This window comes from Vogesella sp. (assembly GCF_046297735.1).
Taxonomy (GTDB): Bacteria; Pseudomonadota; Gammaproteobacteria; order Burkholderiales; family Chromobacteriaceae; genus Vogesella; species Vogesella urethralis.
In genome coordinates, this window is sequence record NZ_JBKBHK010000004.1 from 137,486 (window position 1) to 161,899 (window position 24,414).

The following is a 24,414-nucleotide window of genomic DNA, read 5'->3' on the forward strand; positions in this document are numbered from 1 at the left end:
TTAGCACTTGCTATCAAAAAAAGCTAAGCCCTGCCGTTATGCTGCCGATATAACAATATCGGAGCGTCTGTTGGCCAGCTAGCACTGGTTGCGGATAAGCGGGAGCATCGCCATGAGAATCGACAGCCTGTCGCTGGACCTCAGTAGCCAGCATTACCTGGAACAAACCCACAGCACGCAACAGCGCGTGACCTTCTGGCAACAGAACCCGCGTGACACCGCACCACAAGACCAGGTGGACATCAGCGAGCGTGGCCGTGCCGCCAGTGCGCTGTCCGCCGCCAGCCAGAACGTTGCCGACAGCAACGCCGCCCAGGCGGGTAACAGCGTGCAGGCCAGCGACAGCCCGCTGGAAGCCGACCTGAGCCCGACGCTGTCCTTGCTGCGCAATATCCTGGAGTCCACCTTCGGCATCCGCATCGACCTGTCCGACGTCTACCCGATGGACAAAGCGCACCTGCAGGCGGCCGCCCAGGAACAGGCCATGCTGGGCGAGACGCGCGGCAACGATGACCAGGCCGCGTCGCGCCGCGAACAGGGCGACGAAGACTGGGGGCTGCGCATCGAGCGCGAAACGCGTTACAGCGAGCAGGAAGCGCTGCAGTTTTCCGCCAGCGGCAACATCACCACCCGCGACGGCCGCAGCCTCAGCTTCCAGCTGGACGTCAGCCTGCAGCGCAGTTTTTCGGTGAGCAGCAAGGAAACACTGAACTTCGGCGCTGCCGCACGCGACCCGCTGATGATCAGCCTGGGCAGCGACGCTGGCACGCTGTCGGGGGCGACCGTGCAGTTCGACATCGACAACGACGGCAAGAAAAATACGCTACCAGTACCGAAGCACGGCGGCTGGCTGGCGCTGGACCGCAACGGCAACGGCAAGATCGACCAGCAGAACGAGCTGTTCGGCCCGCAAAGCGGTAACGGCTTTGGCGAGCTGGCCGCGCTGGACAGCGACGGCAACGGTGCCATCGACGAGGGCGACCCGCTGTTTGCCCGCCTGCAACTGTGGCAGGGCCAGCAAGACGGCCAGGACCAGCTGACCAGCCTGCTGGACGTGGGCATCGGCGCGCTGCTGCTGCCGCACGTGGACGCCGAGTTCCGCCACACCGATGCGGCCAACCACACCGTGGCCCAGATGCGCAAAGCCGGCGTCTACCTGACCGAAAGCGGCCAGGCCGGCCTGATCTCGCAGCTAGACCTTACCGCCTGAGCCAGGCGCTATACCAACAACAAGGGCGGCCTGCATGCGCAGGCCGCCCTTGGTGCTTGTTCCCCCGCTCCAGCTTTAATCGCCAGCGGTTTGCGGTGCGTAACCAGCCAGAAACACGTCCACCGCCGCCACTACCGCCTCGCTGACCGCCTCGTCGGACGGCATGTCACGCGCGCCGACGATAGACCACTCCATGAACTCGGCCTCCAGCAGCGCCAGCAGGTGCACCGCCGCCGTCCACGGCTTGGCTTGGCGCAGCCGACCGGCCTGCATCTGCCCTTCCAGAAATGCGGCCAGTTTGCCCCAGCCGATGGCCGGGCCGTTATCGAAGAACAGCTGGCCCACGCCAGAACGCCGCCCCTCGCCCAGCACGATACCGCGTAAGGCGGCGATTTCCGGGCTGAGCAGATTGCGCAGCATCTGCTCGCCAAAACGCAACAGGGCTGCGCGCAAGTCACCATCGGCCGTCAGCCGCGCGTGGGCCTGGCTCATGCGCTCTTCCGCCAGCGTTTTCATCACCATCAGGAACAGCTCTTCCTTCGACGGAAAGTAGCTGTACAGCGTGGCCTTGGAACCGCCGGCGCGGCTGGCAATTTCTGCCATCGACGCCGCTTCGTAGCCCTTCTCCATGAATACCTCGGCCGCAGCATCCACGATGCTCTGGCGCTTTGCTTCGGTCTTGACGCGCATGCTCACCCCTCAATACTGAACCGGTTAGTTCAATTTTCTATTGACAGCCATTGTACACCACGATTATAACCGTACCGTACAGTTTAATTATTGAGCGAGATCATGAACCAGACCCTTCCCGCTTCTCATGCGCGTACTCGGCTAGCCCTGCTGCTGGGTGCCGGCAGCCTGCTGGCCGGTTGTGCCAGCGTTCCCGACCTGCCCGCCAGCCCCGCCCTGCTGCCGCCCAGCCAGTTGCAAAGCCAGCAGACGCTGCCGGACAGCCACGGCGAGTGGGCGGGCGCGCACTGGTGGCAGCGCTATCAGGACCCGCAGCTGGACCAGCTGATGCAGGAAGCGCTGGCGCAGTCGCCGTCGCTGGACAGTGCCCGCGCCCGTCTGCTGCAAGCCGAAGGCCTGGCACAACAGGCCGGCGCCACCCAGCAGCCCAACGTCAGCGCCAACGGCGACTTCACCCGCCTGCGCCAGAGCCTGAACAACGGCATGCCAGCCGCCTTCGTGCCGCCGGGTTTCAACACCAGCAGCCGCGTGGCGCTGGACGTCAGCTACGAGCTGGACTTCTGGGGCAAGAACCGCAGCGCCATCGCCGCCGCCAGCAGCGAACAGGCCGCCGCCCAGGCCGAACTGGCGCAAAGCCGGCTGCTGCTCACCACCGCCGTGGCCAGCCAGTACGCCGAGCTGGCGCGCCTGTTTGCCGACCGTGACGCCTGCCAGCAGGCGCTGAAAGTACGCAGCCAGAGCGAAGGCCTGATGCGCGAACGCGAAAGCCAGGGCCTGGAAAACCGTGCCAGCGTGGCCCAGGCCGCCTCGCGCCGCGCCGCCGCCGAAGCCGATCTGCAGGCTGCCGAAGAAGCCATCACCCTGCAACGCCAGGCCCTGGCCGCCCTGCTGGGCGCCGGCCCCGACCGCGGCCTGGCACTGCAACGCCCGGCACTGAATGTCAGCCAGGCGCAAGCGCTGCCGGCTACGCTTGCGGCCAACCTGATCGGCCACCGCCCCGACCTCGCCGCCGCCCGCCTGCGTGCTGAAGCCGCCGCCAGCCGTATTCAGGTCGCCCGTGCCGGCTTCTACCCCAACGTCAACCTCAGCGCCTACGTCGGCACCCAGAGCCTGGGGCTGGACGCGCTGACCCGTGGCGGCTCCGGCATTGCCGGCTTCGGCCCGGCCATCAGCCTGCCGCTGTTCCGCCAGGACGCACTGCAAGGCAGCTACCGCAGCGCACGCGGCGAATACGACAGCGCCGTCGCCAGCTACAACCAGACCCTGCTGCAAGCGCTGCAAGACATCGCCCAGGCCTACACCCGTCAACAAGGGTTGGCCGCACAGCTGGCGCAGCGCCAGCAGGCCACCGAGGCGGCCGAACGGGCGTGGGAGCTGACTCACGACCGCTACCAGGGCGGCCTGGCCAGCTACCTGGACGTACTGAACGCCGAAGACAGCGTGATTGCCGCCCGCCGCACGCTGACCCAGCTGCAAAGCCAGCAAGCGCAACTGGATATCGCCCTGACCAAGGCGCTGGGTGGCAACCACCAGCCCGCCTGACCCGACAAAACCGATTGAGAGAAAACACATCATGAGCGAACACACCCAAACCCTTCCGCCACAAGACATGCCCGCCGACGCGGCCAACCCGGCAGCACGCCGCAAAACCCTGTTTGCCCTGCTGGGCGGCGTGGTCGCCGTCGGCGCGCTGGCCTACGGCAGCTACTGGTATCTGGTGGCGTCCCACCACGTCAGCACCGACAACGCCTACGTGGCGGCCGAAATGGCGCAGCTGACCCCCGAAGTGGGCGGCACCGTGCGTCAGGTGACCGTGGTGGATACACAGGCCGTCAAGCGCGGTGACGTACTGGTGGTGCTGGACGATACCGACGCCCGCCTGGCGCTGGCGCAAGCCGAAGCCGAACTGGCACGCGCCCAACGCCGCGTACAAGGCTATCTGGCCAGCGATGAAGGCCTCAGCGCCCAGGTACAGGCCCGCGCCGCCGAGCAGGTACGCAGCCAGGCACAGCTGGAATCGGCCCGTGCCGAACTGGAACGCGCGCGGCTCGATTACAACCGCCGCCAGGCGCTGGCCAAAAACGGCTCGGTGTCCGGCGAGGAAGTCAGCAACGCCCGCAGTACGCTGAACGTGGCCGAAGCGGCGTACCAGGCCGCCGAAGCGGCCGCCAAACAGAGTGCGGCCAACCTGCGTGCCGCCGAAGGCAGCCTGAAAGCCAACCAGACCCTCACCCGCGACAGCAGCGTGGACACCAACCCGGAAGTGACGCTGGCCCGTGCCAAACGTGACCAGGCCCGCGTGGACCTGGCGCGCACCGTGATCCGCGCCCCGGTAGACGGCGTGGTGGCGAAACGCCAGGTGCAGCTGGGCCAGCGCGTACAAGCTGGCAACCCGCTGCTGTCGGTGGTACCGCTGCAGGCCGTACACGTGGATGCCAACTTCAAGGAAGGCCAGCTACGCACCGTGCGCATTGGCCAGCCGGTCACGCTGAAGGCCGACCTGTACGGTAGCGAGGTGGAATACCACGGCAAGGTAGCCGGCCTGTCCGGCGGCTCTGGCGCCGCCTTTGCCACCATCCCGGCGCAGAACGCCACCGGCAACTGGATCAAGGTGGTACAGCGCGTACCGGTGCGCATTACGCTGGACCCGGCCGAGCTGCAGCGTCACCCGTTGCAGGTGGGCCTGTCGATGACCGCCACCATCGACACCCGTAGCGAATAAGGAGGCCGCATGTCCGCGCCCAACTCCCCCCCCATCACCCCGCTGCAAGGCGGCCAGCTGTGGCTGGCGGCCCTGCTGCTGGCGGCGGCCAACTTCGTGGCCGTGCTGGACACCACCATCGCCAACGTGTCGGTACCCAATATCGCCGGCAGCCTGGGGGTGTCGTCCAGCCAGGGCACTTACGTCATTACCTCGTACGCGGTGGCCGAAGCCATCACTGTGCCCCTGACCGGCTGGCTGGCGGCACGTGTTGGCACAGTGCGGCTGTTTGCCGGTGCGATGGTGCTGTTCGGTGTGTTCTCGCTGCTGTGCGGCATGGCCACCTCGCTGGAAATGCTGATCCTGTTCCGCGTACTGCAAGGCCTGGCCGGCGGCCCGCTGATGCCGATGTCGCAGACGCTGCTGCTGCAGATCTTCCCCAAAGAAAAAGCCGGCGCCGCCATCGGCCTGTGGAGCATGACCACGCTGGTGGCACCGATCATGGGCCCCATTCTGGGTGGCTGGTTGTGTGACGAGGCCAGCTGGCCGTGGATTTTCTATATCAACGTGCCGATTGCCATTGCCTGCGGTTACTTTGGCTGGGGCCTGCTCAAACGCTACCAAAGCCCCATCGTGAAGATGCGCTTTGACACCATTGGCCTGGCGCTGCTGGTGCTGTGGGTGGGCGCATTCCAGATCATGATCGACGAAGGCAAGAACCTGGACTGGTTCGGCTCGCCCATCATCGTGGGCCTAGCGGTGGTAAGCGCCATCGGCTTTGCCGCCTTCATGATCTGGGAGCTGACCGAGCGCAACCCGGTAGTGAACCTGCGCGTGTTCCGCCACCGCGGCTACTGGGTGAGCGTAGCCACCATCTCGCTGGCGTTCGGCTCGTTCTTTGGCGCCACGGTGCTGACGCCGCAGTGGCTGCAGGCCTATATGGGCTACACCGCCACCGAGGCCGGCCACGCCACGGCGATGAGCGGCATCCTGGCGGTACTGGTAGCGCCGTTGGCCGCGCAGCTGTCGCAGAAGATGGACCCACGCCCGCTGGTGTTTGCCGGCGTGATGTGGCTGGGGGCAGTCACCCTGTACCGCAGCTTTGCCACCACCGACATGGACTTCTGGCAAGTGGCGCTGCCGCTGTTGTTCCAGGGCGTGGGCATGCCGTTCTTCTTTGTGCCGCTCACCGGTCTGGCCATGGCCAGCGTGGAGCCGGAAGAAATGGCGTCGGCCGCCGGCCTGATGAGCTTCATGCGTACACTGTCCGGTGCCTTTGCCACCTCCATCGTCACTACCGCGTGGGACGACAAGGCCAGCCACTACCATGCCGAACTAACGGCACTGGTAGACAGCAGCCCGCAGGCACTGCAGCAGCTGGGCGGCGGCAGTATCGATGCCGGTCGCCAGCAGCTGTCGCAACTGATCCAGTCGCAAAGCATCATGCTGTCCACCAACGAGTTGTTCTGGCTGTCCGGCCTGTCGTTCGTGCTGGCCGCCTGCATGATCTGGCTGGCACCGCGCCCCACCCGCGTGGCCGACACCAGCCAGGCGCACTAGGGCCTGTTAACGCCTGACGCAAGGTTGGCCGCTGCATCCGCGCACAAGGCCCCGCCAGGCGGGGCCTTGGCACATCTAGCTGCCGGCTATTCGCTGATCACTTCGCGCCAGCTCACCCGCTTCACCACCCGAGCGATGGCCTCGTCCAGCGCCCCGCCGGTACCGCCGCCGGTCAGTGACAGCAAGGTGGAGTAGCGCGCGCCGTTTTTCACCTTGGTACGGCCCAACGAGCCAGAAACCTGTTTGCCGACAATACTGCTAGCGCTGCTGTTGCCACTGCTGATGGCGCTAGTGATGGTGTCGTCGACAAAACGCGGTTTGCTGAAGGTGCCGCCATTCTGGTAATTCAGCCGCAGGATATAGCTGACATCGTCACCGGTGACGCACGGGTCGCTAGATACGCTGGCCGGGATGAAGGTTTGCACTTCCAGGCGCTTCTTGTAGTAATCCAGATAAGACACCACGCGCTCGTCGGCCACTGGCAGGTCGATGCGCCACCCCAGCCAGTAGCTGGACTGTGCCGCGCGCTCGCTGTCGCTCAGCGTCAGCGCCGGGAAGGCATAACGGGTATCAATGGAGATGCCGTCGGCTTTCAGGGTGTACATCTCGCTGCGTGCGGTGTTGTTGCTGCTGCAGGCCGTCGCGGCAATGCCGCTGGGCGGGTACGCCAGGGTGTGGTTGGTGATGGTGCGGTAGGTGGTGCCGTCCAGCGTCAGCGTGCTGAGCGTCTGGTTCAGCAGCTCCAGCCGGCTGCAGATCTGGCCGCCATAGTCCCATAGGCCATAGATGGAATCGGTGGTGTCTTCCCCGCTGCAGCTGCCACCGGCCTTGTCACAGCTGGCCAGGTAGCGGCCGGTGCCCACGTACACCATCAGCCCGGTCTGGCCGGCGCTGGGCGAGGTGGCGCCATTGCTGGGATGGGTCGCCACCACCGGCGCCGATATCACCGGCTGCGGCTTGCCGTTGGGTCCGTAGGCCTGGAACAGCGGCGCGCCGCCAATGCCCACCTTCCAGCTGGACGGCGTACTGCCGCTCAGGTCAAACTTCCACACTTGGCCTTTGAGGTCGCCAGCGTACACCAGGTCGATGGTGCCATTGCCGTCCATATCGTACGGAGTAATCGCCGACAGGCCGTTATCCGGCCCGGCCTGGGCCTGCAGCCGGTAGTAGTTACCCGACCAGCTGCTGAGGCCGCGACGCACCGGCAGGATGAACAGCGAAGCACTGCCGGTACTGCTGTTGTAGCCATTAGGCGCCAGCACGTAGTCCTTGCCGTCGTTCAGCCGTACCACCGCCGGCGCCGACTGGTGCAGGATGCCCATATTGCTGTCGTGTTTCTTGGTGAACTCCCAGGCCACAAGGCTGCGGGCGCTGGCGTCGCTGTCGGCCACGCTGTCGGGCTGGGTGACGTTCAGCAGGAACAATCCCTCGCCACCGCGCCCCAGGCTACCCGCCAGATACGTCCCCCAACCGCTGCCGGCTTGGTCCTCGGCCTCTGCCACCGACAGCAAGCCATCCACGTAGTACTGGTGGTTTTCTTTGTAATCCTGGGCGCTGAGGCTGGACAGCTTGGACAGCAACAAGGACGGGATGTAGGCAAACGCCTCCTTGCCACTGCTGGCGTAGAAGGCGTGCAGCATGCCGTCGTTGGCGCCGACGTACACCATGGCGCTACGGCTGCTGGCACTGGACAGCGTCGAGGACGGCGCGCCCACGTACAGCGGCGAAGAGCCGATGATGTCGCCCAGCCGCGTGGTGCGGATACGGTATTTGGTACTGGTAGTGCCTTCGTTGCTGCCGCTGCCGCGCACGTAGTTCACCAGCGCTTCGCTGAGGCCGGCGCTGCTGAGCGTGGACTGGCCGCTCCCCCCCCAGACAAAGCGGTAGCCGGCATTGCCCACCGTGCCATCGCCAAACAGGATCTTGCGGTTACTGTCGCTGCTCAGCTGGGCGGCCGCCTGCCAGCTGGCAGTTGCAGATGGCACCACCGAGCCGCTGCTGAGCGTCAGCGGGTAAGCCATCAGTTCGCCGGTCCAGTTGGCCGAATCGAACGAAGCCTGGAAATACAGGCTGTCGTCGGCATACACCTCGGTACTGCCCTCGCCTGCCGACTGCGAACCGGCCTGCTGGCTGATCTGGCTGAGGGCGCTGGCCAGGCCTTCGCGGAACTCCTCGGGGTTGGCCGCAGCCACAAAGCTGCCATGGCCGTTGACCGCCGCGTGCCACAAATCGTCGATCTTGGCCGCATTGCTGGCGGTGGGGTTCGGCCAACTGGTGGTACCGGCCTCCAGCCCGGGCAGATCACTGGCCGGGTCCAGCGAGCCCTTGGTACCCAGCGACAAGCCGAAGGTGCTCATGTGCTGCCAGGTGGCCGTATCTTTCGAGGTAGCAAACACGGTATTGCCCAGCGTGGACAGGTCGGTTTTCCAGTAATGCATCGCCACGTCGGCCAGCGTATTGCTGTAACTGTCCTTGTACGGCAGGCCCTGGTCGCTGTCGGCGTTGCCCACGCCGCTATAGCTGTCGTTCCAGTAACCGTCGGTGGTCAGGATGGTAAAGGCGCGACGGCAGCTGATGGTGTCTTTCCAGTAGTTGCTTTTGTAATTGCTGCCGGCCCAGGCCAGCGCAGTACGCAGCGGGGTGCCGCTGTTGTCGATTTGCAGCTGTAACAAGGCGTCAAAGAAATTGCTGCGCGCGGTAGACGAAAAATCACCGCTGCTGGGCACGCTGATGTAGCTGCTGTCGCTGCCGCGACCGTTAATGGTAGCGAAGCCGACCCGGTAGCTGGTGCCCAGGTCGGCAAACGCGAGCGAGGTGCTGGCCTTGGCCGCCAGCAGCCGCGAGCGGTAGTACTGGAACCAGGTGGCAAAGTTGCGCGCCTCTTCCTGTACCGTGCGGCCGGAAGGAAAGATGGTGATCTCGGTTTCGCTACCGCTGGACAGGTCTTTGCTGTAGCCCACCAGCTGCGACGACACGGTACGGATCTGGTAGCGGTAATAGCTGCCCACCACCAGCTTGCTGCCACTGCCCTTGTACACGTGCCACGTCATGGGCCAGTAACTGTGGCTTTGCGTCCTGGAGGTCTGCGACACATCGGTACTACAGCTGGTATTGCTGCAATAGCGCATGGTAGCCGGGAAGGTGCCGGTACCCTGGAACCAGTACTGTTTGCTGGTTTGCTGCGCGGTCAGATCGATGCTGCCCTTGCTGGTGAGGCCCGGGTTCCAGTATGCCGCCGTCGGGTCGGCATACGCCTTGCCGCCGGAAGCATAGTAATCACCGTTGGCATCTTTCCACGGCAAGTAGGTAATGGACGGGTCGTAATAGACGGTGTTGTTGCCGGACGAGCGCAAGAACACATTGTAAATGTTGTCTTCGCGGAACGACGGCAAGCGGTACAGCGCGCTGCCGCTACCCTCGCCGTAACCGGTACCGCCGTACAGCTGGGCCGCCGGTGGCGGAAACAGGTGGTAACTGTACAGGTAGTCTTCCGGCATGATCTCCCACTGCATGGAGCCGGAATCATCCAGCAGGAACAGGATATTCGGATAGACGCTTTGCGTGGCTTTCAGCGGCGTGGCGGGAATATCCAGCGCCGGCAACAAGGCCGGCGCGAACAGGCAACGTTGGCCGACGGTGCGCAAGACAGGCTTGGCGGATGGCAAAGGCATGGCAGGCTCCAGCATAGACGCCCTCCTGCCGCACGACAGGCGACAACACCGAGGGTCCACGCTCGATGCTAGCCACGCCGCAAGTAGCCACTTTTCCCAGTTTGTATCTGGCAGCACACATTCATGCTGCGATCTGCTGCTGACAGCCGCCAGCGGCAAATGCACAAGGCCTGCCGGCATTGCCGGCAGGCCTTGTGCGTTAACGGGGCACTACACCACTCAGAAGCGGTAACGCGTGCTCAGCTGGAACTGGCGCGGGTTGCCCGGCATGATCTGCGCGCTGGAGGTGGCGCTGACGAAGTAGCGGCGATCGGCCAGGTTTTCCACCGCCAAGGTGGCGTCCCAGGCTTTCTGGCGGTAGCCGGCGCGGGCGTCCCAGCGCTGGTAGCCCGGCAGCACGGTGGTGTTGGCACTGTCGGCAAAGCGCTTGCCTACCGCGGTAACGCCCACCTCGCCAAACCAGCCCTGGCTGGCGTCCACGCCCACGAACAGGCTGCCGTTATGCTTGGACACGTTGGCCGGGCGCTTGCCCTGGTTGGCCGGCTCGGCACGGACCAGGCTGGCATCCTGCACCGCCACACCGCCACGCAGATAGGCCTGGCCCGACAGGCGGGCCTGGGCGCTCAGCTCCACGCCTTCGCTACGCTGCAGACCGGTCAGGATGGTGCGGCTGGGGTCGGCCGGGTCGGTGGTACGGCGGTTGTACAGCTCCAGACGGTACAGCGACAGCGTGGTGGCCACGCGGTTGCCCAGCCAGTCGCTCTTGATGCCGGTTTCGTACAGGCGGGTGTATTCCGGGTCCAGCGTGTTGCCCTGGCTGCCCGGCGTCAGGCCGATCAGGCTACCGCCCACCGGGGCAAAGGTCTTGCTGTAGCTGGCGTAGAGCGCGTGCGCCGGCAGGCCGTTCCACACCACGCCCAGGCGCGGGCTGAGGCTGCTGCTGTTGCGCGACTCGCTGGCGCCGGTGTCCAGCCGGCGGCTGCTGACGTGGAACACGTCGTGGCGCAGGCCGGCCAGCAATTGCCAATCGCCCAGCGTCAGCTGGTCTTGCGCGTACACGCCGCGGCTGCGCACGCGGTGCTGGGCGTCGCTGTTGACGCGCATGGCACCGTTGTACTGCGCCAGCGCTTCCGGCCGGTACAGGTTGGCCGCCGCAATGGTGGTGGCGTTGTTGTACAGCTTGGGGTTGCGTTCCTGCCAGCCCTGGTCCAGGCCCAGCAGCAGCTGGTGCTTGACGTTGCCGCTGTAGACTTCGCCTTCCAGCTCGGTCTGGCTGATCAGGTTGTCTGCCGTCAGGTCTTGCTGCCAGCGCTGGCGGTTGACGTTACTGCCGCTGACGCCGGTGACGTAGGTATTGTCAAACTGGCTGTCCAGGCGGATCAGGCCCAGCAGGTGACGCAGCTGCCACTGCGCATTGAGGTCGTAACTCAGGCGCGAGCGCAGCGACTGCGACACATCGCGGATATTGTCGCGGCGGGTATCGCTATACACGCTTTCCAGCGGCACGTTGGCCGGCGCGCCGCTCACGCCGGGAATGCCGCGATCCGGCGTGCGGCTGTGTTCGTTGTACTCATACTGCAGCAGCCAGTTCAGGTCTGGCGCCAGGCGCCAGTTCAGCGACGGGGCAAACAGCTTGCGGGTGCCGTTCACACCGTTGCGGAAGCTGCCGTATTCCTCTTGCGCGGCGTTCAGGCGTACGCGGATATCGTCGCGCCATTCGCCGTTCAGGTCGGCCTGCAGGCGGTAACGGTCATGGCTGCCCACCTCGGCGCTAACGGTCGACGGCAAGCCCTTTTGCGGGCGCTTGCTGATGCGGTTGACGATGCCACCGCTGCTGCCACGGCCGTACAGCACCGCTGCCGGACCCTTCAGCACCTCTACCCGTTCGATATTGCCCAGGTCACGGGTGTACTGCATGTCGTCGCGAAAACCATCCAGGTACATATCGGTACCGGCGCTGAAGCCACGGATGGTAACGCCATCGAAACGGGTATCGCCGCTGGCGTCCACGCCCGGCACGCCAACCAGCGCCTGGCTGAGGCTACGCTGGCCGTAGGCGGTGATCTGTTCAGTTTTCACGCTATCGATGGTTTGCGGCACCAGTTTGGCCGGGGTACGGGTACGGGTGGCGGTAGTCACCTCTGGCAGGCGCACGCTGTTTTCAGCGGCGGCCTCGTCGGCGGAAACGGTCACTGTCGGCAGCGTAACGTCGGCCAGCGCCGGGCCGGCCAGTGCCGCCAGCACCAGCAGCGGCAAGGTACGGGGAGTAAGTGTGTGCATCATGCGTTCGGGTCCGGAGAGGGTTGGCTGCCGTGGCGGCTAGTCGCAGCCCGGCGATATTATTTAGGGCGCGAATAATACTGATTGTTATTTGCTGTATCAACCACGATACCAGCACGGACAAAACCGCTACACGCCACACCGGGCCTGGCAATGACAAATAAAAACCACAGTCACAAACTTTTAATGAGAATTATTCTTGATATCAAGAATGAGAATGGATATCATCACCGCATCCAATCAACCAATGCAGGAGTAAGCGAGATGAATGCCATGCTGGTAGGCGCAGATACTTTGGGCAATATCCCGGGCGTGCTGGACGAATACGGCATCAGCATCCACAAGCACCTGAGCGGCCGCAACAGCTCACACCAGCGCAAGCTGGACCGCCTGCCGGCCGGCACCGACCTGCTGATCCTGTTTACCGACTTCCTAGGCCACAACGTGATGAAGCACTTCCGCGAACTGGCCAACGAAGAAAAAGTGCGCTTCATTGCCTGCCGCCGCTCGGTGTGCTCGCTGAAACAGCAACTGGACTGTGTCGGCATTGCCGAAAAAGCGCACTGTGCCAGCTGCCCGAATGCCTGGCAGAAAACCAGCCACGGCGGCAAAGCGCGCAAGCACTAAGCCGTCTATCAGATACTAACGAGTCCGTACGCGGACGATCGCTTCCTCTTCATGTGATACGGCCAGCGGCGGGTAGCACGCTGGCCGTCTTTTTCGGGGCATCGTCTGCGGCCAACCCTGCCGCCGCCCGGCACTTATTCTTCTCGCCCCCGGCGTATACCCTGGCGCAACTGCTGCATCTGCTGGCGGAAGTGGCGGCAGTTGCGACACATCAACAGGTGAAACGACAAGCGCACCTGTTCGCTACGTGTCAGCGGGCGGTCCATGCCATCCGAAATCAGGCGGCTGGCCTGCTGGCAATTCATCATCATCGGGCTACCTCCTGCTGAAACCAGCGCGTCTCCAGGCATTCGCGCAGGCTCATGCGTGCGCGGTACAACATGACCGAACAGTTAGTCGCCGTAATCGATAAATTCTGACAAATCTCGGCGATGTCCATGTCCATGACCTCGCGCATGGCAAACACCATCGCCGTGCGTTTGGGCATCGCCTGCGCGCACTGCTGGTATACCTGCCAGAACTGCTTGGCCAGCAAGCCTTCCTCCGGCACGCCCCAGGCGCGCACCGCCTGCTGCCAGGCGCCATGGCCGTCGAACAGGCCGTCCAGGTCGGACAAGTCGGTGTCTTCGCTCAGGTCGGTAGCCAACTCGCGCCCCTGGCGGCGAATGACATCCACCAGTTTGAAACGCAGGATGGACGTGAGCCAGGTGCGCACGCTGGACTGGCCGGCAAAGCGCGCCTGCCCTTCCAGCGCCGCCAGCAGCGCGTCCTGCACCGCGTCCTCGGCAGCGGCCTGGTCTTGCAGCTGCGCCCGCGCATAGCGCAGCAGGTAGGCGCGTTCGGCTTCGATTTGTTGCGGGGTAACGGTCATCAGGCTTCCTTAACGGCGCACACAATAATCAACAGCTTCGGCCAGCCGCTCGACGGCAATCACTTCCAGGCCTTCGATGTCCTGCCGCGGCTTGTTGGCCGCCGGCACGATGGCGCGGGTAAAGCCCAGCTTGGCCGCCTCTTTCAGGCGTTCCTGGCCACGCGTTACCGGCCGCACCTCGCCGGACAGGCCCACCTCGCCGAATACCACCAGTTTTTCCGGCAGCGGCTTGTTCCGCAGCGACGACACCATGGCCAGAATGACTGCCAGGTCGGCAGCCGGCTCGTTGATCTTCACCCCGCCTACCGCGTTCAGGAACACGTCCTGGTCGAAGCAGGCAATGCTGGCGTGGCGGTTCAACACCGCCATCAACATGGCCAGCCGGTTTTGTTCCAGGCCCACGCTCAGGCGCTTGGGCTGAAAACCATGCGCGTCATCCACCAGCGCCTGGATTTCCACCAGCAGCGGCCGGCTGCCCTCTTGCGTCACCAGCACGCAGGAGCCGGACACGTCGTCGCGGTAGCTGGACAAAAAGATGGCCGACGGGTTGGACACGCCGCGCAGGCCACGGTCGGTCATGGCGAACACGCCCAGCTCGTTGGCCGCGCCAAAGCGGTTCTTGATGGCGCGGATCATGCGGTAGCTGGAGTGGCTGTCGCCCTCGAAGTACAGCACGGTATCCACAATGTGCTCCAGCACGCGCGGCCCGGCCAGCGAGCCTTCTTTGGTGACGTGGCCCACCAGGATGATGGTGATGCCGCTCTGCTTGGCAATGCGCGTCAGCTGCGCCGCGCACTCGCGCACCTGCGACACCGAGCCTGGCGCCGACGTTACTTGGTCGGAATACAGCGTCTGGATGGAGTCGATCACCGCCACTTCCGGCATTTCGGCCTGCAGCGTGGGGATGATGGCCTCCAGCCGGATCTCGGACAGCAGCCGCACGCGGCTGGCGTCCACCGCCAGGCGGGTGGCGCGCAGCGCGATTTGCTGCGGCGATTCCTCGCCCGACACGTACAGCACCTTGCGCGTGCTGCCGATGGTGGCCAGCGCCTGCAACAGCAGCGTGGACTTGCCGATGCCGGGGTCGCCCCCCAGCAGCACCACGGCGCCCTTGACGATGCCGCCGCCCAGCACGCGGTCCAGCTCTTCGATGCCGCACGATTCGCGCGGCACTTCAGCCGCCTGCACTTGCGACAGCTGTTGCACCGGCTGCGTCTGCGCCGTCCAGCTCTGAAAGCGGGCGTTGGCCGCAGCAGCCGGCGGCGCGGCCACGGTCTCGCTCAGGCTGTTCCAGGCGCCGCAATGCGGACACTGGCCCTGCCACTTGGGCGAGGTGCCACCGCACTCGCCACACTGGTACTGCGTCTTGATTTTTGCCATGTGGGGAATCAGTTGCCAGCCGCCGGCTTGGGTGCCGGGGTAGCCGGTTTGGCGGGGGCGGCCGGCGCGTTTTTGTCGGCCTCCAGCTCGTTCAGGATGTTCAGCAGGCGGTTGTCTTTGGCACTGGGCGCGCCTTTGTCAGCCTTGTCTTCCCTCTCGGCACCACGCACGGTAGACAGGATGGAATCGATCAGCGGGTCGTTCTTGGCCAACGCTTCGGCTTCTTCGTTGGTCAGCACGCGGCGCCCTTGCGGCACCACAGCCGCAGCGGCCGGCGGCGCGGCTTTCGCACCATGAACGGCCGCCGGTGCGGCAGCGGCTACGGGCTCACTTTTTTTTTGAGCCGTATCAGCAGAGGACGCATGCGGCGCCTCGCTGGTTTCTGCCACCTCGGGCGGTGGCGGCACTGGCTCCGGTGGCGGCGCCACCGTTTCCAGCTTGTTCTTGGTCATGTACTCGTGCATCTCGCGCCAGCCGGCAAAAATCTGCGCCTTGTCTGCATCCGGGTTGCGGTTATAGCACTCTTCGAGCGAACGGCCGGTCTGGCGGCAGGACGCACCAATCGCCTTGTTCGACTCGGCGGCCAGGCCGCTGACGTTCATCACCCAGTTGCAGCCCGTCAGCAATGCCAACGCCGGCAGTAACAGATAAGCCCGCATCCCTTGTCCTTATGCAAGTTTCTTGCGCAGATCCAGCACCGTGGTTTCACCGCTGCGGCCACGGCTGGCAGCACCCAGCCAGTACAGCATGTGCGGCATCAGGTCGGCCAGCTCGCCGCGCTCGTTTTTGGCCTCGCCCGGATGGGTGCGGGTACGCTGCGGAGAATTGACCGGGCCCGGCACCAGCTGGTTCACGCGCAGATTTGGGAACACGTCCCACTCCGCCGCGGCCACGCTGGTCAGGTAGCTGACGCCGGCCTTGGACGCACCAAACGCGCCCCAGAACGGCCCCGGCTGCAGGCCGTGGGTTTCACCCACAAACAGCACGCTGGCGTCAGGCGCCTCTACCAGCAAGGGCAGGCAGGCGCGGGTAAGCGCAAACGGCGCCACCGTGTTGATGCGGTACTGGTTCATCCATTCATCGATACGCTGGTCACGCAGCGGCGACAGCGCATAGAAATGCGCGGCACAGTGCACGATGCCGTCCAGGCGGCCCACGGCCTGCTTGATCTGGTAGGCCAGCGTGTTGAAGTCGTCGTCGCTGGCGGTAAGCAAATCCAGCGGAATGGCCACCGGCTCCGGGCCACCGGCCTCGACGATGGCGTCGTACACTTTTTCCAGGCCCTTCACGCTGCGCGCCAGCAATACCACAGTAGCACCATGCGCCGCAGCGGCCAGCGCGGTTTCGCGGCCAATGCCCTGGGTGGCGCCGGTCACCAACAGCACGCGGCCGGCCAGGTAATCTTTATCGAAGGTTTCCATCATTCTTTTTAGTCCAGTCCTGCATGAGGGTTCGGGCAGCCACGATGCCGCTGCGTACGGCACCTTCCAGCGTGGCCGGGTAGTCGGCACACAGCCAGTCGCCCGCAAGATAAGCGGATTCTACGCCAAGACGCACGTCCGGGCGCGGCAAGCCCACGTTGGCCGCAAAGGTGGCGCGCTGCTCGGTGATCTGCCAGCTGGCTTTCAGCGGCGGCAAATCCGGCACATGGCGACGCATTTCCGCCAGCAGCTGCTCGCGCAGCGCGTCGCGCGTCAGCGTATCGTGCGCCCCTTGCGCACTGATCACCACCGACACCAGCCCCGGCTCGCCGCTAAGCGCCTGGCGGTCGAACCACCACTGGCCGCAGCCGTAAGCCTGGCCGGTCATCACCGCCGGCAAACGCACCCTGCCCTCGAATTGCAGGTATACGGTGCTTATCGGCTGGTATTGCCAGCCCTTGAGCAAGGCCTGCAACGGCGCGTGGTCCAGCAGCGCAGTGGCGTGGTACGGCGCCACCGCCACCACCACGGCGTCGAAGGCTTCGCCGTCCACCAGCCAGCGGCCATCGGGCTGCGGTGCCAGCGCCGCCACGCGGCGGCCCAGGCGGATGTCGGCGCCGCGTGCGGCCAACCATTGCAGCGCCGGGTCCACCAGCAGGCGGCCCAGATCGCAGCGCGGCAGCAGCAGGCGGCTGGCGTCGGCGGCCGGCGCGCCCAGGCTGTCGCGCAGCACATTGGCCAGCAACTGCATGGAAGCTTGCACCGGCGGGGTGTTGAGCGTGGCCAGGATCAGCGGCGTCCAGAAGCGCTGCAGCAGCGCCTCGCTCTGGCCGTGGGCGGCTAGCCAGGCCAAAGCCGGCGCATCTTGCCCGATTTTCCAGCCTTGCCACCTGAGCCAAGTCAACAGCCGCAGCATGGCCAGTTTGTCGCGCCAGCGCAGGCCACGCGCGCTCAGCAGCCCGGCCAGCAGGTGCAGCGGCGCCGGCCAGTCCGGGCAACGCATGGCCATGCCGTCTACCTGCAGCCAGGCCAGCGGCTGTGCGGCCAACTGCGCCGCCGGGTCCGCGCCGACGGTACGCATCAGCTGCAGGGTGTCGCGGTAGGCGCCAATCAGGATGTGCTGGCCGTTGTCCAGCGCCATGCCGTCCAGCTCGACGCGGCGGGCGCGGCCACCGGCCACCTTGCCGGCTTCAAACAATACAAGGTTGGCCGCAGGCGCCAGCGCGACCGCCGCCGACAAGCCGGCCCAGCCGGCACCGATGATGGCAACGCGCGGGGTCAAGGCTTGTAGCCGAAGGTGGCGGTCTTCCACGCCAGCCACAGCTTGCGACCCGGCGACAGCGACAGGCGCTGGTTCAGCACCTTGCGCGGGCCGTCCAGCTCGATTTCGTCCAGCGTGGCGCGGTAGATGGCCGCCATCACCAGACCGATGCGCTGCGCCTTGCGGTCGGCCGCCGGCAGCAGCTGCCAGGCGCGCTGGTAGCACTCGCGGGCGCGTTCGATCTGGAAGCGCATCAGCGCGTCGAACGCGTCCGACTCCTTGTACGCCATGATGTCGGCCGCCGGCACGCCAAAGCGCTGCAGGTCTTCCACCGGCAGGTACAGCCGGCCACGGCGCGCATCTTCGCCCACGTCGCGGATGATGTTGGTGAGCTGGAACGCCAGCCCCAGCTCGTGCGCGTATTTCAGCGTAGCGCGGTCGGTGTAGCCGAAAATCTGCGCCGACAGCTGGCCCACCACGCCCGCCACGCGGTGGCAGTACAGCTGCAGGTCGCTGTAGCGGCTGTAGCGCGGCACGTCCAGGTCCATCTGCATGCCGTCGATGATCTCGGCCAGCCAGGCCTGCGGCAGGTCGAACGCCGCCACGTGCGGCTTCAGCGCCTGCATTACCGGGTGGCTGGGGGTGCCTTCGTACAGCGCGGCCAGCTCGGTGCGCCACCACGCCAGCGTGGTACGCGCCACGTTGTCGTCGTGAATCTCGTCCACCACGTCGTCCACCTCGCGGCAAAACGCGTACAGCGCCACCATGGCGTCGCGCTTGTCGGCCGGCAGGTAGCGGAAACTGCTATAGAAGCTGGAACCGCTTTTCGCCGCTTTGTCTTCGCAATATTGTTGGGGGGTCACGCCCGCCTCCTCTTGGTGGCGTACGGTACGGTCAGTGCCTTCCATACCATGTACAGCCAGTCTTTCCACACCAGCACCGGGCGCTGCGTCAGCACATCGCCACGGGCATCGTGAATCTTTTTCAGTATGCGCTCGCCGCCCAGGATAATCAGCCGCAGCTCCAGCCCCAGGCGGCCCTTCAGTTTCAGCCCCAGTGGCGAGCCCGCCTCCAGCATGGCCAGCGCGCGCTTCACTTCTTTGTCCATCAGCATCGGCCAAACGCCGCCGGCGTCGCGGGCCGCAATCTGCGCCTCGCTAATGCGAAACCGCGCCAGGTCGTCCTGCGGAATGTAGACGCGGCCTTTGCTCCAGTCCACCGCCACGTCCTGCCAGAAGTTGATCAGCTGCAGCGCGGTGCAGATGCCGTCCGACATCGCCACGCTTTTCGGGTCGTGCTCGCCGTACAAGTGCAGCATCAGCCGCCCCACCGGGTTGGCCGAACGGCGGCAGTAGTCCACCAGCTCGGCAAAGTTCTGGTAGCGGGTTTTCTCCACGTCTTGGCTGAACGCCGACAGCAGATCGTAAAACGGCGCCAGCGGCAGCCGGTACTCGGCAATCACCGCCGCCAGCCGCTGCATCAGCGCGGTTTGCGGCGCCTGCCCGGCCTCGATGCGGCCCAGCTCGTCGCGCAGTGCCTGCAGTGCGGCCAACCTTGCTGCCGGCTGCGCATCGCCCTCGTCGGCAATATCGTCGGCGTAGCGGGCAAAATGGTAGATAGCGTGCACCGCCCGGCGCATGCGCCGCGGCAACAGGATGGACCCTACCGGAAAGTTTTCGTAATGCCCTACCGACATGACAGCACCCTGCGCGAAACAAAGCCTGCATTATAAAGGCAAGTGGCCGCCAAACCGCAGCCGGGCACCATCTGGCAAAAAAATGCAGGCCAATGCTTGACACGCCCAAAACGGGCGTCTATTATGCGCCCCACGTTGTGACTGACGCACAACGTAACGCCTCAGTGGGGGTATAGCTCAGTTGGGAGAGCGCTTGCATGGCATGCAAGAGGTCAGCGGTTCGATCCCGCTTACCTCCACCACTAAGACACTGAAAACTGTCGCCAGACTGTTTTCCACAATATGTCCCCATCGTCTAGAGGCCTAGGACACCGCCCTTTCACGGCGATAACCGGGGTTCGAATCCCCGTGGGGACGCCAAGACAAAAGCCCGCTGCTACCGCAGCGGGCTTTTTGCATTCGCATTGGCACTAGCAGACAAGCCCGATACAAACTCGCCGCAATATTTACACAAAAGCTAGAATATCAGTAACAAGCTATCGCGATGGACAAGCCCTACCCGCCATGAAAGCAATCGCCTCGCTACTAACCGAAGCCAGACAACGCTTGCCACTCCTGCTGCAAGGGGATGAGTCTTTCGCGGAAGCCAAATTTGCCGAACATCGACAGTTCGTTTCATTTGCGCTGATCATAGTCGCACTCAGCATTCCCAGCCTCTGGCTTTGGGACCTGACCACCGACCCCACCCATGCACAACTCACCCTGCAGTATCGTGCCTATTACTTGCTAGGACTGCCACTGGGGCTGGCATTCCTGTCATCCGCATTCAGCCGCCGCACGCTGGTGACATTAATGGCGCTCTTCTTGCTCGTGGGCATCATCGTATTCCTGGAAATCCTCAAACTGCTCAACGATGGCTTTATCCACGGCATGCCCGGCTTCATGTACGGCATGATCATCTCAATACTGACATCGCAATGCCTGCCAGTACTGCAAGGCTTCCTGTTTACCCTGCTGGCTGTACTACTACCCCACTTGTACGCCGCCACCGGACTGATAGAACACTTTCCACACCTGCGCTACGGCGTGCTGATGTGGCACGCCCTGTCACTGACTTTGCTAGCGCAATACGCAATTGCAGACAATTACCTGAAACGCCATCTGAGCGAGATGCAGCTGAAGCACGCCTCGGAGCACGACCCGCTTTCAGGGCTGGGCAACCGGCGCCTGCTGCAGCAACGACTGCACGCTATCAACAACACATCAGCCGCACCCAAATGCACCAGCCTGCTGATTATCGATATCGATCACTTCAAGTCGATCAACGACCGCTTTGGCCACGACAACGGCGATCTGGTCATCACCCATCTTGGCCGCATGTTGCAACAAATCGAAAGCAAAGACTCAAGCAGCTATCGCATAGGCGGCGAGGAGTTTGCCATTCTGACCCACCTACCAACCCACGATGCCGAAGCGCTCGCGGAACACATCAGAACCCAGGCCGCCAGCGCGCAAATTATCAGCCGGCAAGGCGATGCCATACCCTTTACGATCAGCATCGGACTGACGTGCACACCCACCCCGAACGAAGCATTCGACATACTGTTTTCGCGTGCCGACCAAGCGCTGTACCAAGCCAAACATCAGGGACGCAATCAGACAGTTCGCCTCTAAACCATCATTGCCGCAGCCGCGCTTCTACCGCTAAGCTGCAGCCCTGTCCTTTCATTTCGATAAGCCACCACCATGCAGGGCGTGCCGCAGCAGTTTGAGTTTGCCAGCGACCGCGCGGAGTTCTTCCACCCGCCGGCGCGGCCGGGTATCGAGCTGTACCGGGCGCACATCGTGCGCCATGCCTTCGAGCCGCACACCCACGCCGCCTACGGCTTTGGCGCGGTGGCCAGCGGCGTGGAGCGCTTTCGCTACCGTGGCAGCGAGTACCTGGCGGCGCCGGGCGGCATCGTCACCATGAACCCGGACGTGCTGCACACCGGCCGCGCCGAAAGCGACGGCGGCTGGCAGTACCGCATGATCTACATCGAGCCGCAGGTGCTGGACGACATTGCCGGCCAGCGCGGCTGGTGGTTTGCCGACGCAGTACAGCAGCAGCCGGCGCGGGCGCAGCAGCTGTCGCAGCTGTTGGCCGCGCTATGGCAGGCCGACGACGCGCTGGCGTTCGATTGCCTGCTGGCGCAGCTGGTGGCCCTGCTGGCGCCGCTGGCCGGCAGCCGCCCGCCCCACACTGCCACGCAGCGCTTCGATGCGGTGATCGATTACATGCAGGCCCATCTGGCGCAGCGCATTTCACTGGAGCAACTGGCCGCCGTGGCTGGACTGAGCCCGTTCCACTTTTTGCGCCAGTTCCAGGCGCAGCACCACGCCACGCCGCAGCAGATGCTGATGGCGCTGCGGCTGCACCGCGCCAAACAGCTGCTCACCGCCGGGCTGGCACCAGCGCAGGTGGCCGCCGACTGCGGCCTGAGCGACCAGTCGCACCTGAACCGCTGCTTCGTCAAACGTTACGGCACCACGCCGGCGCGCTACCAGAAGGCGGTGTGCGGCTAGCCTCTTGCCCAATACGCCCTCCCCTACGACCCAATCCGATTCAGTTAAGCAAATGTACTTGGCCATCAATTGGTAGAGCGTGAGCGAAGCGCCCCATCCCGTTGGCGCGAGCCGGTCAAAATGGTTCGCCCCAGGTTTTAAGACGCCGATTTGTTTGAGCCCCGAGCCGTTAGCGAGGGGCGAGTTCGGCGGCGCCTGGGGCGTGCCATTTTGAACGGGGTTTCGAGCAGCCCCGGGTTGCGGGGGAATGAAAAGGGGGCGGCAATCCGCCCCCTTTCCCGCCTGCCGGGCGGAACCGGCATGCAAACATTGTCCGCATCGCGGACACCCAAGCCTCTTAAATCCCTAAGCCAGCATTAACTGACCGGCATTCCCCTGCGGCCAACCTTGCCGCACCGCAAGCTGGTACAAGACGCCGCCTGCACGGCACCGCATACTGGCCGGTCACCCTATGGAGACACCCATGCTGACCGGTATTGCCTTTGCCCTGGCCGCTGGCACGCTGTGGGGGCTGGTTTTCATCGCCCCGCTGCTGCTGCCCGACTACCCCGCCGCCCTGCTCAGCGTTGGCCGCTATCTGGCGTTTGGCCTGATTGCGCTGCCGCTGGCCTGGCTGGACCGCCGCGAGCTGGCCCACCTGACCCGTGCCGACTGGCGCGAGGCGCTGCAGCTGTCGCTGGTGGGCAATGTGCTGTACTACCTGTTTCTGGCCAGCGCCATCCAGCGCACCGGCGGGCCGCTGCCCACCATGCTGATCGGCACGCTGCCGGTGGTGATTGCCATCAGCGCCAACCTGTTCAACCACCAGCGCGACGGCCGCCTGCCGTGGGGCCAGCTGCTGCCGCCGCTGCTGGTGATGCTGGCCGGCATTGCCTGCGTCAACCAGGCCGAGCTGGCCAGCCTGGCACAGCAGCCGGGGCGCGACATGGCGCGCTACGCCAGCGGCGCGTTGATGGCACTGCTGGCAGTGGCATGCTGGACCTGGTACCCGATCCGCAACGGCAACTGGCTGCGCGCCCACCCGCAGCGCAAGCCGCGCGCCTGGGCCACGGCGCAGGGCCTGGCCACGCTGCCGCTGGCGGTGCTGGGCTACGCGCTGTTCTGGGCCTGGCAACACTACCAAGCACCGGCGTTTGCCATGCCGCTGGGCCCGCGCCCGCAAACCTTCATGCTGATGATGCTGGCGGTGGCGGTGCTGGCGTCGTGGCTGGGCACGCTGTGCTGGAACGAGGCCAGCCAGCGCCTGCCCACCAGCCTGGCCGGGCAGTTGATCGTGTTCGAAACCCTGGCCGCGCTGACTTTTGCCTACCTGCTGCGCGGGCAATGGCCGGACGGGCTGACGCTACTGGGCATCGGCCTGCTGTTGGCCGGCGTACTGCGCGCCATGCGCATTCGCCCGGTACACGCTGGCGACGAAAAAAAGTTGGCCGAGGCGTAAGCAGCGCTTCTATAAAAATCAGTCACTTGCAAAAAAGGTGCATTTTTCTTTGCAAAAAGTGCTGCAAAGCGCTTGACGCTCCCAGGGTGGCTTGTTAAAGTGCGCACCTCTTCAGCGCTGCAGCGATGCAGCAAACGAAGAAACCTGTGGGGGTATAGCTCAGTTGGGAGAGCGCTTGCATGGCATGCAAGAGGTCAGCGGTTCGATCCCGCTTACCTCCACCAGGACTAGGTCCCCATCGTCTAGAGGCCTAGGACACCGCCCTTTCACGGCGATAACCGGGGTTCGAATCCCCGTGGGGACGCCACCACAGCGTGGGGGTATAGCTCAGTTGGGAGAGCGCTTGCATGGCATGCAAGAGGTCAGCGGTTCGATCCCGCTTACCTCCACCACCGATCAGAAAAAACCGGCCTTTTGGCCGGTTTTTTCGTTTCTGCCGCCAGCCAAGCGTAGCCGCGCTACCAGCCTCCCGGTCGGCTACCCTACCCCGCATTGCCGCATCTACGGCACACCCCACTCAATGAAAAACTGCTCTCGCGGCCTACAGCGGCAGCAGCAGCGCCGCCTCGTGCTCGGCCCATAGCCGGCTTTGCGCCTGCCAGTCCACCGGCTCGGCGCTATGCGCCAGTACGCGCAGCAGGAAGTGCACGGTGCCGAACAGCAGCCGCAGGCGGTCGCCGGCCTGGCGGCACACCTCGGGCATTTCCTGATGCAGCCGTTGCCACAGGTGGCGCAGCCGCGCTACCACGTCGCTGATTTGCACCAGTTCGTTGAACAGACCGTGCGAAGGTTGGCCGCCGGCCATCAGCGCGCGCTCGCGCATGTCGGCCAGCCGCTCTTCCAGCAAGGCCAGCAGTTGCCACAGCGCTTGCGCCAGCTGCTGCGGCGTGGCTTTGTCGCCGGCGTCGCCGTCCGGGTCCAGCTGCAGCGCGTGCTGGCTGAGCAGGCTGGCGCTGAAAGTGGTGCCGGGGTCGGCGGCCGCATGGCCGTGCGGGTGGCCGTGGCCGGGCAGTTGCTGCGGCAGGTGCTGGCTGATGGCATCCGGGCCGCCTACCGGCGCAATCTTGATCATGGCGGGGTCCTTGTGGCGGGCGATCGTGCCC

Annotated in this window: 20 protein-coding genes and 5 tRNA genes; 13 read left to right on the forward strand and 12 right to left on the reverse strand. The window is 64.8% G+C overall.

Translation table 11 applies throughout. The features are described 5' to 3' along the window. Positions 1–112: 112 nt before the first annotated feature. The gene (locus ACK4FZ_RS06540; protein WP_409819074.1) at positions 113–1,210 is read left to right on the forward strand and encodes a hypothetical protein; all 1,098 of its coding nucleotides are present in this window, start codon (positions 113–115) and stop codon (positions 1,208–1,210) included. A gap of 75 nt (positions 1,211–1,285) precedes the next feature. Here ACK4FZ_RS06540 and ACK4FZ_RS06545 read toward each other — a convergent pair whose 3' ends face one another. Continuing rightward, complete coding sequence (locus tag ACK4FZ_RS06545; protein WP_409819076.1) at positions 1,286–1,900, reverse strand: TetR/AcrR family transcriptional regulator; 615 nt, start codon at positions 1,898–1,900, stop codon at positions 1,286–1,288. A 102-nt stretch (positions 1,901–2,002) separates the two neighbouring features. On the opposite strand from ACK4FZ_RS06545, the gene ACK4FZ_RS06550 reads away from it, so the two are divergent. Genes ACK4FZ_RS06550 through ACK4FZ_RS06560 form a run of 3 tightly spaced genes read left to right on the forward strand, consistent with a single transcriptional unit; the run spans position 2,003 to position 6,161 of the window. After that, positions 2,003–3,442 carry an efflux transporter outer membrane subunit gene (locus ACK4FZ_RS06550; RefSeq protein WP_409819077.1) on the forward strand — a complete coding sequence of 480 codons (1,440 nt, stop codon included), beginning with the start codon at positions 2,003–2,005 and terminating at the stop codon, positions 3,440–3,442. A gap of 31 nt (positions 3,443–3,473) precedes the next feature. Beyond that, the gene (locus ACK4FZ_RS06555; RefSeq protein ID WP_409819079.1) at positions 3,474–4,622 is read left to right on the forward strand and encodes an HlyD family efflux transporter periplasmic adaptor subunit; all 1,149 of its coding nucleotides are present in this window, start codon (positions 3,474–3,476) and stop codon (positions 4,620–4,622) included. 9 nt (positions 4,623–4,631) lie between these two features. Next, entirely contained in the window at positions 4,632–6,161 is a 1,530-nt protein-coding gene (locus tag ACK4FZ_RS06560; RefSeq protein ID WP_144371306.1) for a DHA2 family efflux MFS transporter permease subunit, read from the forward strand. Between the two features lie 86 nt (positions 6,162–6,247). Here ACK4FZ_RS06560 and ACK4FZ_RS06565 read toward each other — a convergent pair whose 3' ends face one another. After that, a complete protein-coding gene (locus ACK4FZ_RS06565; RefSeq protein WP_409819081.1) occupies positions 6,248–9,832 on the reverse strand; it encodes a pilus assembly protein in 3,585 nt (1,194 codons plus the stop codon). 219 nt (positions 9,833–10,051) lie between these two features. Next, positions 10,052–12,115 (reverse strand): TonB-dependent receptor, encoded by a 2,064-nt coding sequence (locus ACK4FZ_RS06570; protein WP_409819083.1) that lies wholly within the window; start codon positions 12,113–12,115, stop codon positions 10,052–10,054. Between the two features lie 261 nt (positions 12,116–12,376). On the opposite strand from ACK4FZ_RS06570, the gene ACK4FZ_RS06575 reads away from it, so the two are divergent. Beyond that, a complete protein-coding gene (locus ACK4FZ_RS06575) occupies positions 12,377–12,739 on the forward strand; it encodes a DUF2325 domain-containing protein (RefSeq protein WP_409819086.1) in 363 nt (120 codons plus the stop codon). A gap of 134 nt (positions 12,740–12,873) precedes the next feature. Here ACK4FZ_RS06575 and ACK4FZ_RS06580 read toward each other — a convergent pair whose 3' ends face one another. The 8 genes from ACK4FZ_RS06580 to hpnC are packed head-to-tail and all read right to left on the reverse strand — an operon-like array spanning position 12,874 to position 19,368. Further along, positions 12,874–13,050, reverse strand: coding sequence for a zf-HC2 domain-containing protein (locus ACK4FZ_RS06580; protein WP_409819088.1), 177 nt, complete (start codon positions 13,048–13,050; stop codon positions 12,874–12,876). Next, a complete protein-coding gene (locus ACK4FZ_RS06585; protein WP_409819090.1) occupies positions 13,047–13,610 on the reverse strand; it encodes a sigma-70 family RNA polymerase sigma factor in 564 nt (187 codons plus the stop codon). The genes ACK4FZ_RS06580 and ACK4FZ_RS06585 overlap by 4 nt, the downstream gene beginning before the upstream one ends. Before the next feature lie 9 nt (positions 13,611–13,619). After that, positions 13,620–14,990 (reverse strand): DNA repair protein RadA, encoded by a 1,371-nt coding sequence (radA, locus tag ACK4FZ_RS06590; RefSeq protein ID WP_409819093.1) that lies wholly within the window; start codon positions 14,988–14,990, stop codon positions 13,620–13,622. Positions 14,991–14,998: 8 nt separating this feature from the next. Next, positions 14,999–15,649, reverse strand: coding sequence for a hypothetical protein (locus ACK4FZ_RS06595; protein WP_409819095.1), 651 nt, complete (start codon positions 15,647–15,649; stop codon positions 14,999–15,001). Positions 15,650–15,658: 9 nt separating this feature from the next. Then, a complete protein-coding gene (locus tag ACK4FZ_RS06600; protein WP_409819424.1) occupies positions 15,659–16,411 on the reverse strand; it encodes an SDR family oxidoreductase in 753 nt (250 codons plus the stop codon). Next, positions 16,395–17,693 (reverse strand): hydroxysqualene dehydroxylase HpnE, encoded by a 1,299-nt coding sequence (gene hpnE, locus ACK4FZ_RS06605; protein ID WP_409819098.1) that lies wholly within the window; start codon positions 17,691–17,693, stop codon positions 16,395–16,397. Before hpnE ends, ACK4FZ_RS06600 begins: the two co-directional genes overlap by 17 nt. Then, positions 17,690–18,535: a presqualene diphosphate synthase HpnD gene (hpnD, locus tag ACK4FZ_RS06610; RefSeq protein ID WP_144371297.1), complete on the reverse strand. Its 846-nt coding sequence runs from the start codon at positions 18,533–18,535 to the stop codon at positions 17,690–17,692. Before hpnD ends, hpnE begins: the two co-directional genes overlap by 4 nt. Next, complete coding sequence (gene hpnC / locus ACK4FZ_RS06615) at positions 18,532–19,368, reverse strand: squalene synthase HpnC (RefSeq protein WP_409819102.1); 837 nt, start codon at positions 19,366–19,368, stop codon at positions 18,532–18,534. The genes hpnD and hpnC overlap by 4 nt, the downstream gene beginning before the upstream one ends. 166 nt (positions 19,369–19,534) lie before the next feature. On the opposite strand from hpnC, the gene ACK4FZ_RS06620 reads away from it, so the two are divergent. The 8 genes from ACK4FZ_RS06620 to ACK4FZ_RS06655 all read left to right on the forward strand — a co-directional run bounded on the left by ACK4FZ_RS06620 (position 19,535) and on the right by ACK4FZ_RS06655 (position 23,703). Continuing rightward, positions 19,535–19,610: transfer RNA gene (locus tag ACK4FZ_RS06620), tRNA-Ala, on the forward strand. 42 nt (positions 19,611–19,652) lie between these two features. Then, positions 19,653–19,728, forward strand: a tRNA-Glu gene (locus ACK4FZ_RS06625). A gap of 144 nt (positions 19,729–19,872) precedes the next feature. Next, a complete protein-coding gene (locus ACK4FZ_RS06630) occupies positions 19,873–20,982 on the forward strand; it encodes a GGDEF domain-containing protein (RefSeq protein ID WP_409819104.1) in 1,110 nt (369 codons plus the stop codon). Between the two features lie 72 nt (positions 20,983–21,054). Next, a complete protein-coding gene (locus ACK4FZ_RS06635; RefSeq protein ID WP_409819106.1) occupies positions 21,055–21,873 on the forward strand; it encodes an AraC family ligand binding domain-containing protein in 819 nt (272 codons plus the stop codon). Positions 21,874–22,336: 463 nt separating this feature from the next. Continuing rightward, complete coding sequence (locus ACK4FZ_RS06640; protein WP_409819108.1) at positions 22,337–23,311, forward strand: DMT family transporter; 975 nt, start codon at positions 22,337–22,339, stop codon at positions 23,309–23,311. Positions 23,312–23,459: 148 nt separating this feature from the next. Then, a tRNA-Ala gene (locus ACK4FZ_RS06645) sits at positions 23,460–23,535 on the forward strand. Positions 23,536–23,542: 7 nt separating this feature from the next. After that, positions 23,543–23,618 (forward strand) — tRNA-Glu (locus tag ACK4FZ_RS06650). Positions 23,619–23,627: 9 nt separating this feature from the next. Then, positions 23,628–23,703 (forward strand) — tRNA-Ala (locus ACK4FZ_RS06655). Positions 23,704–23,852: 149 nt separating this feature from the next. On the opposite strand, the gene ACK4FZ_RS06660 is transcribed toward ACK4FZ_RS06655, so the two are convergent. Beyond that, on the reverse strand, positions 23,853–24,383 hold the full coding sequence (locus ACK4FZ_RS06660) for a hypothetical protein (RefSeq protein ID WP_409819110.1): 531 nt from the start codon (positions 24,381–24,383) through the stop codon (positions 23,853–23,855). Positions 24,384–24,414: the final 31 nt, after the last annotated feature.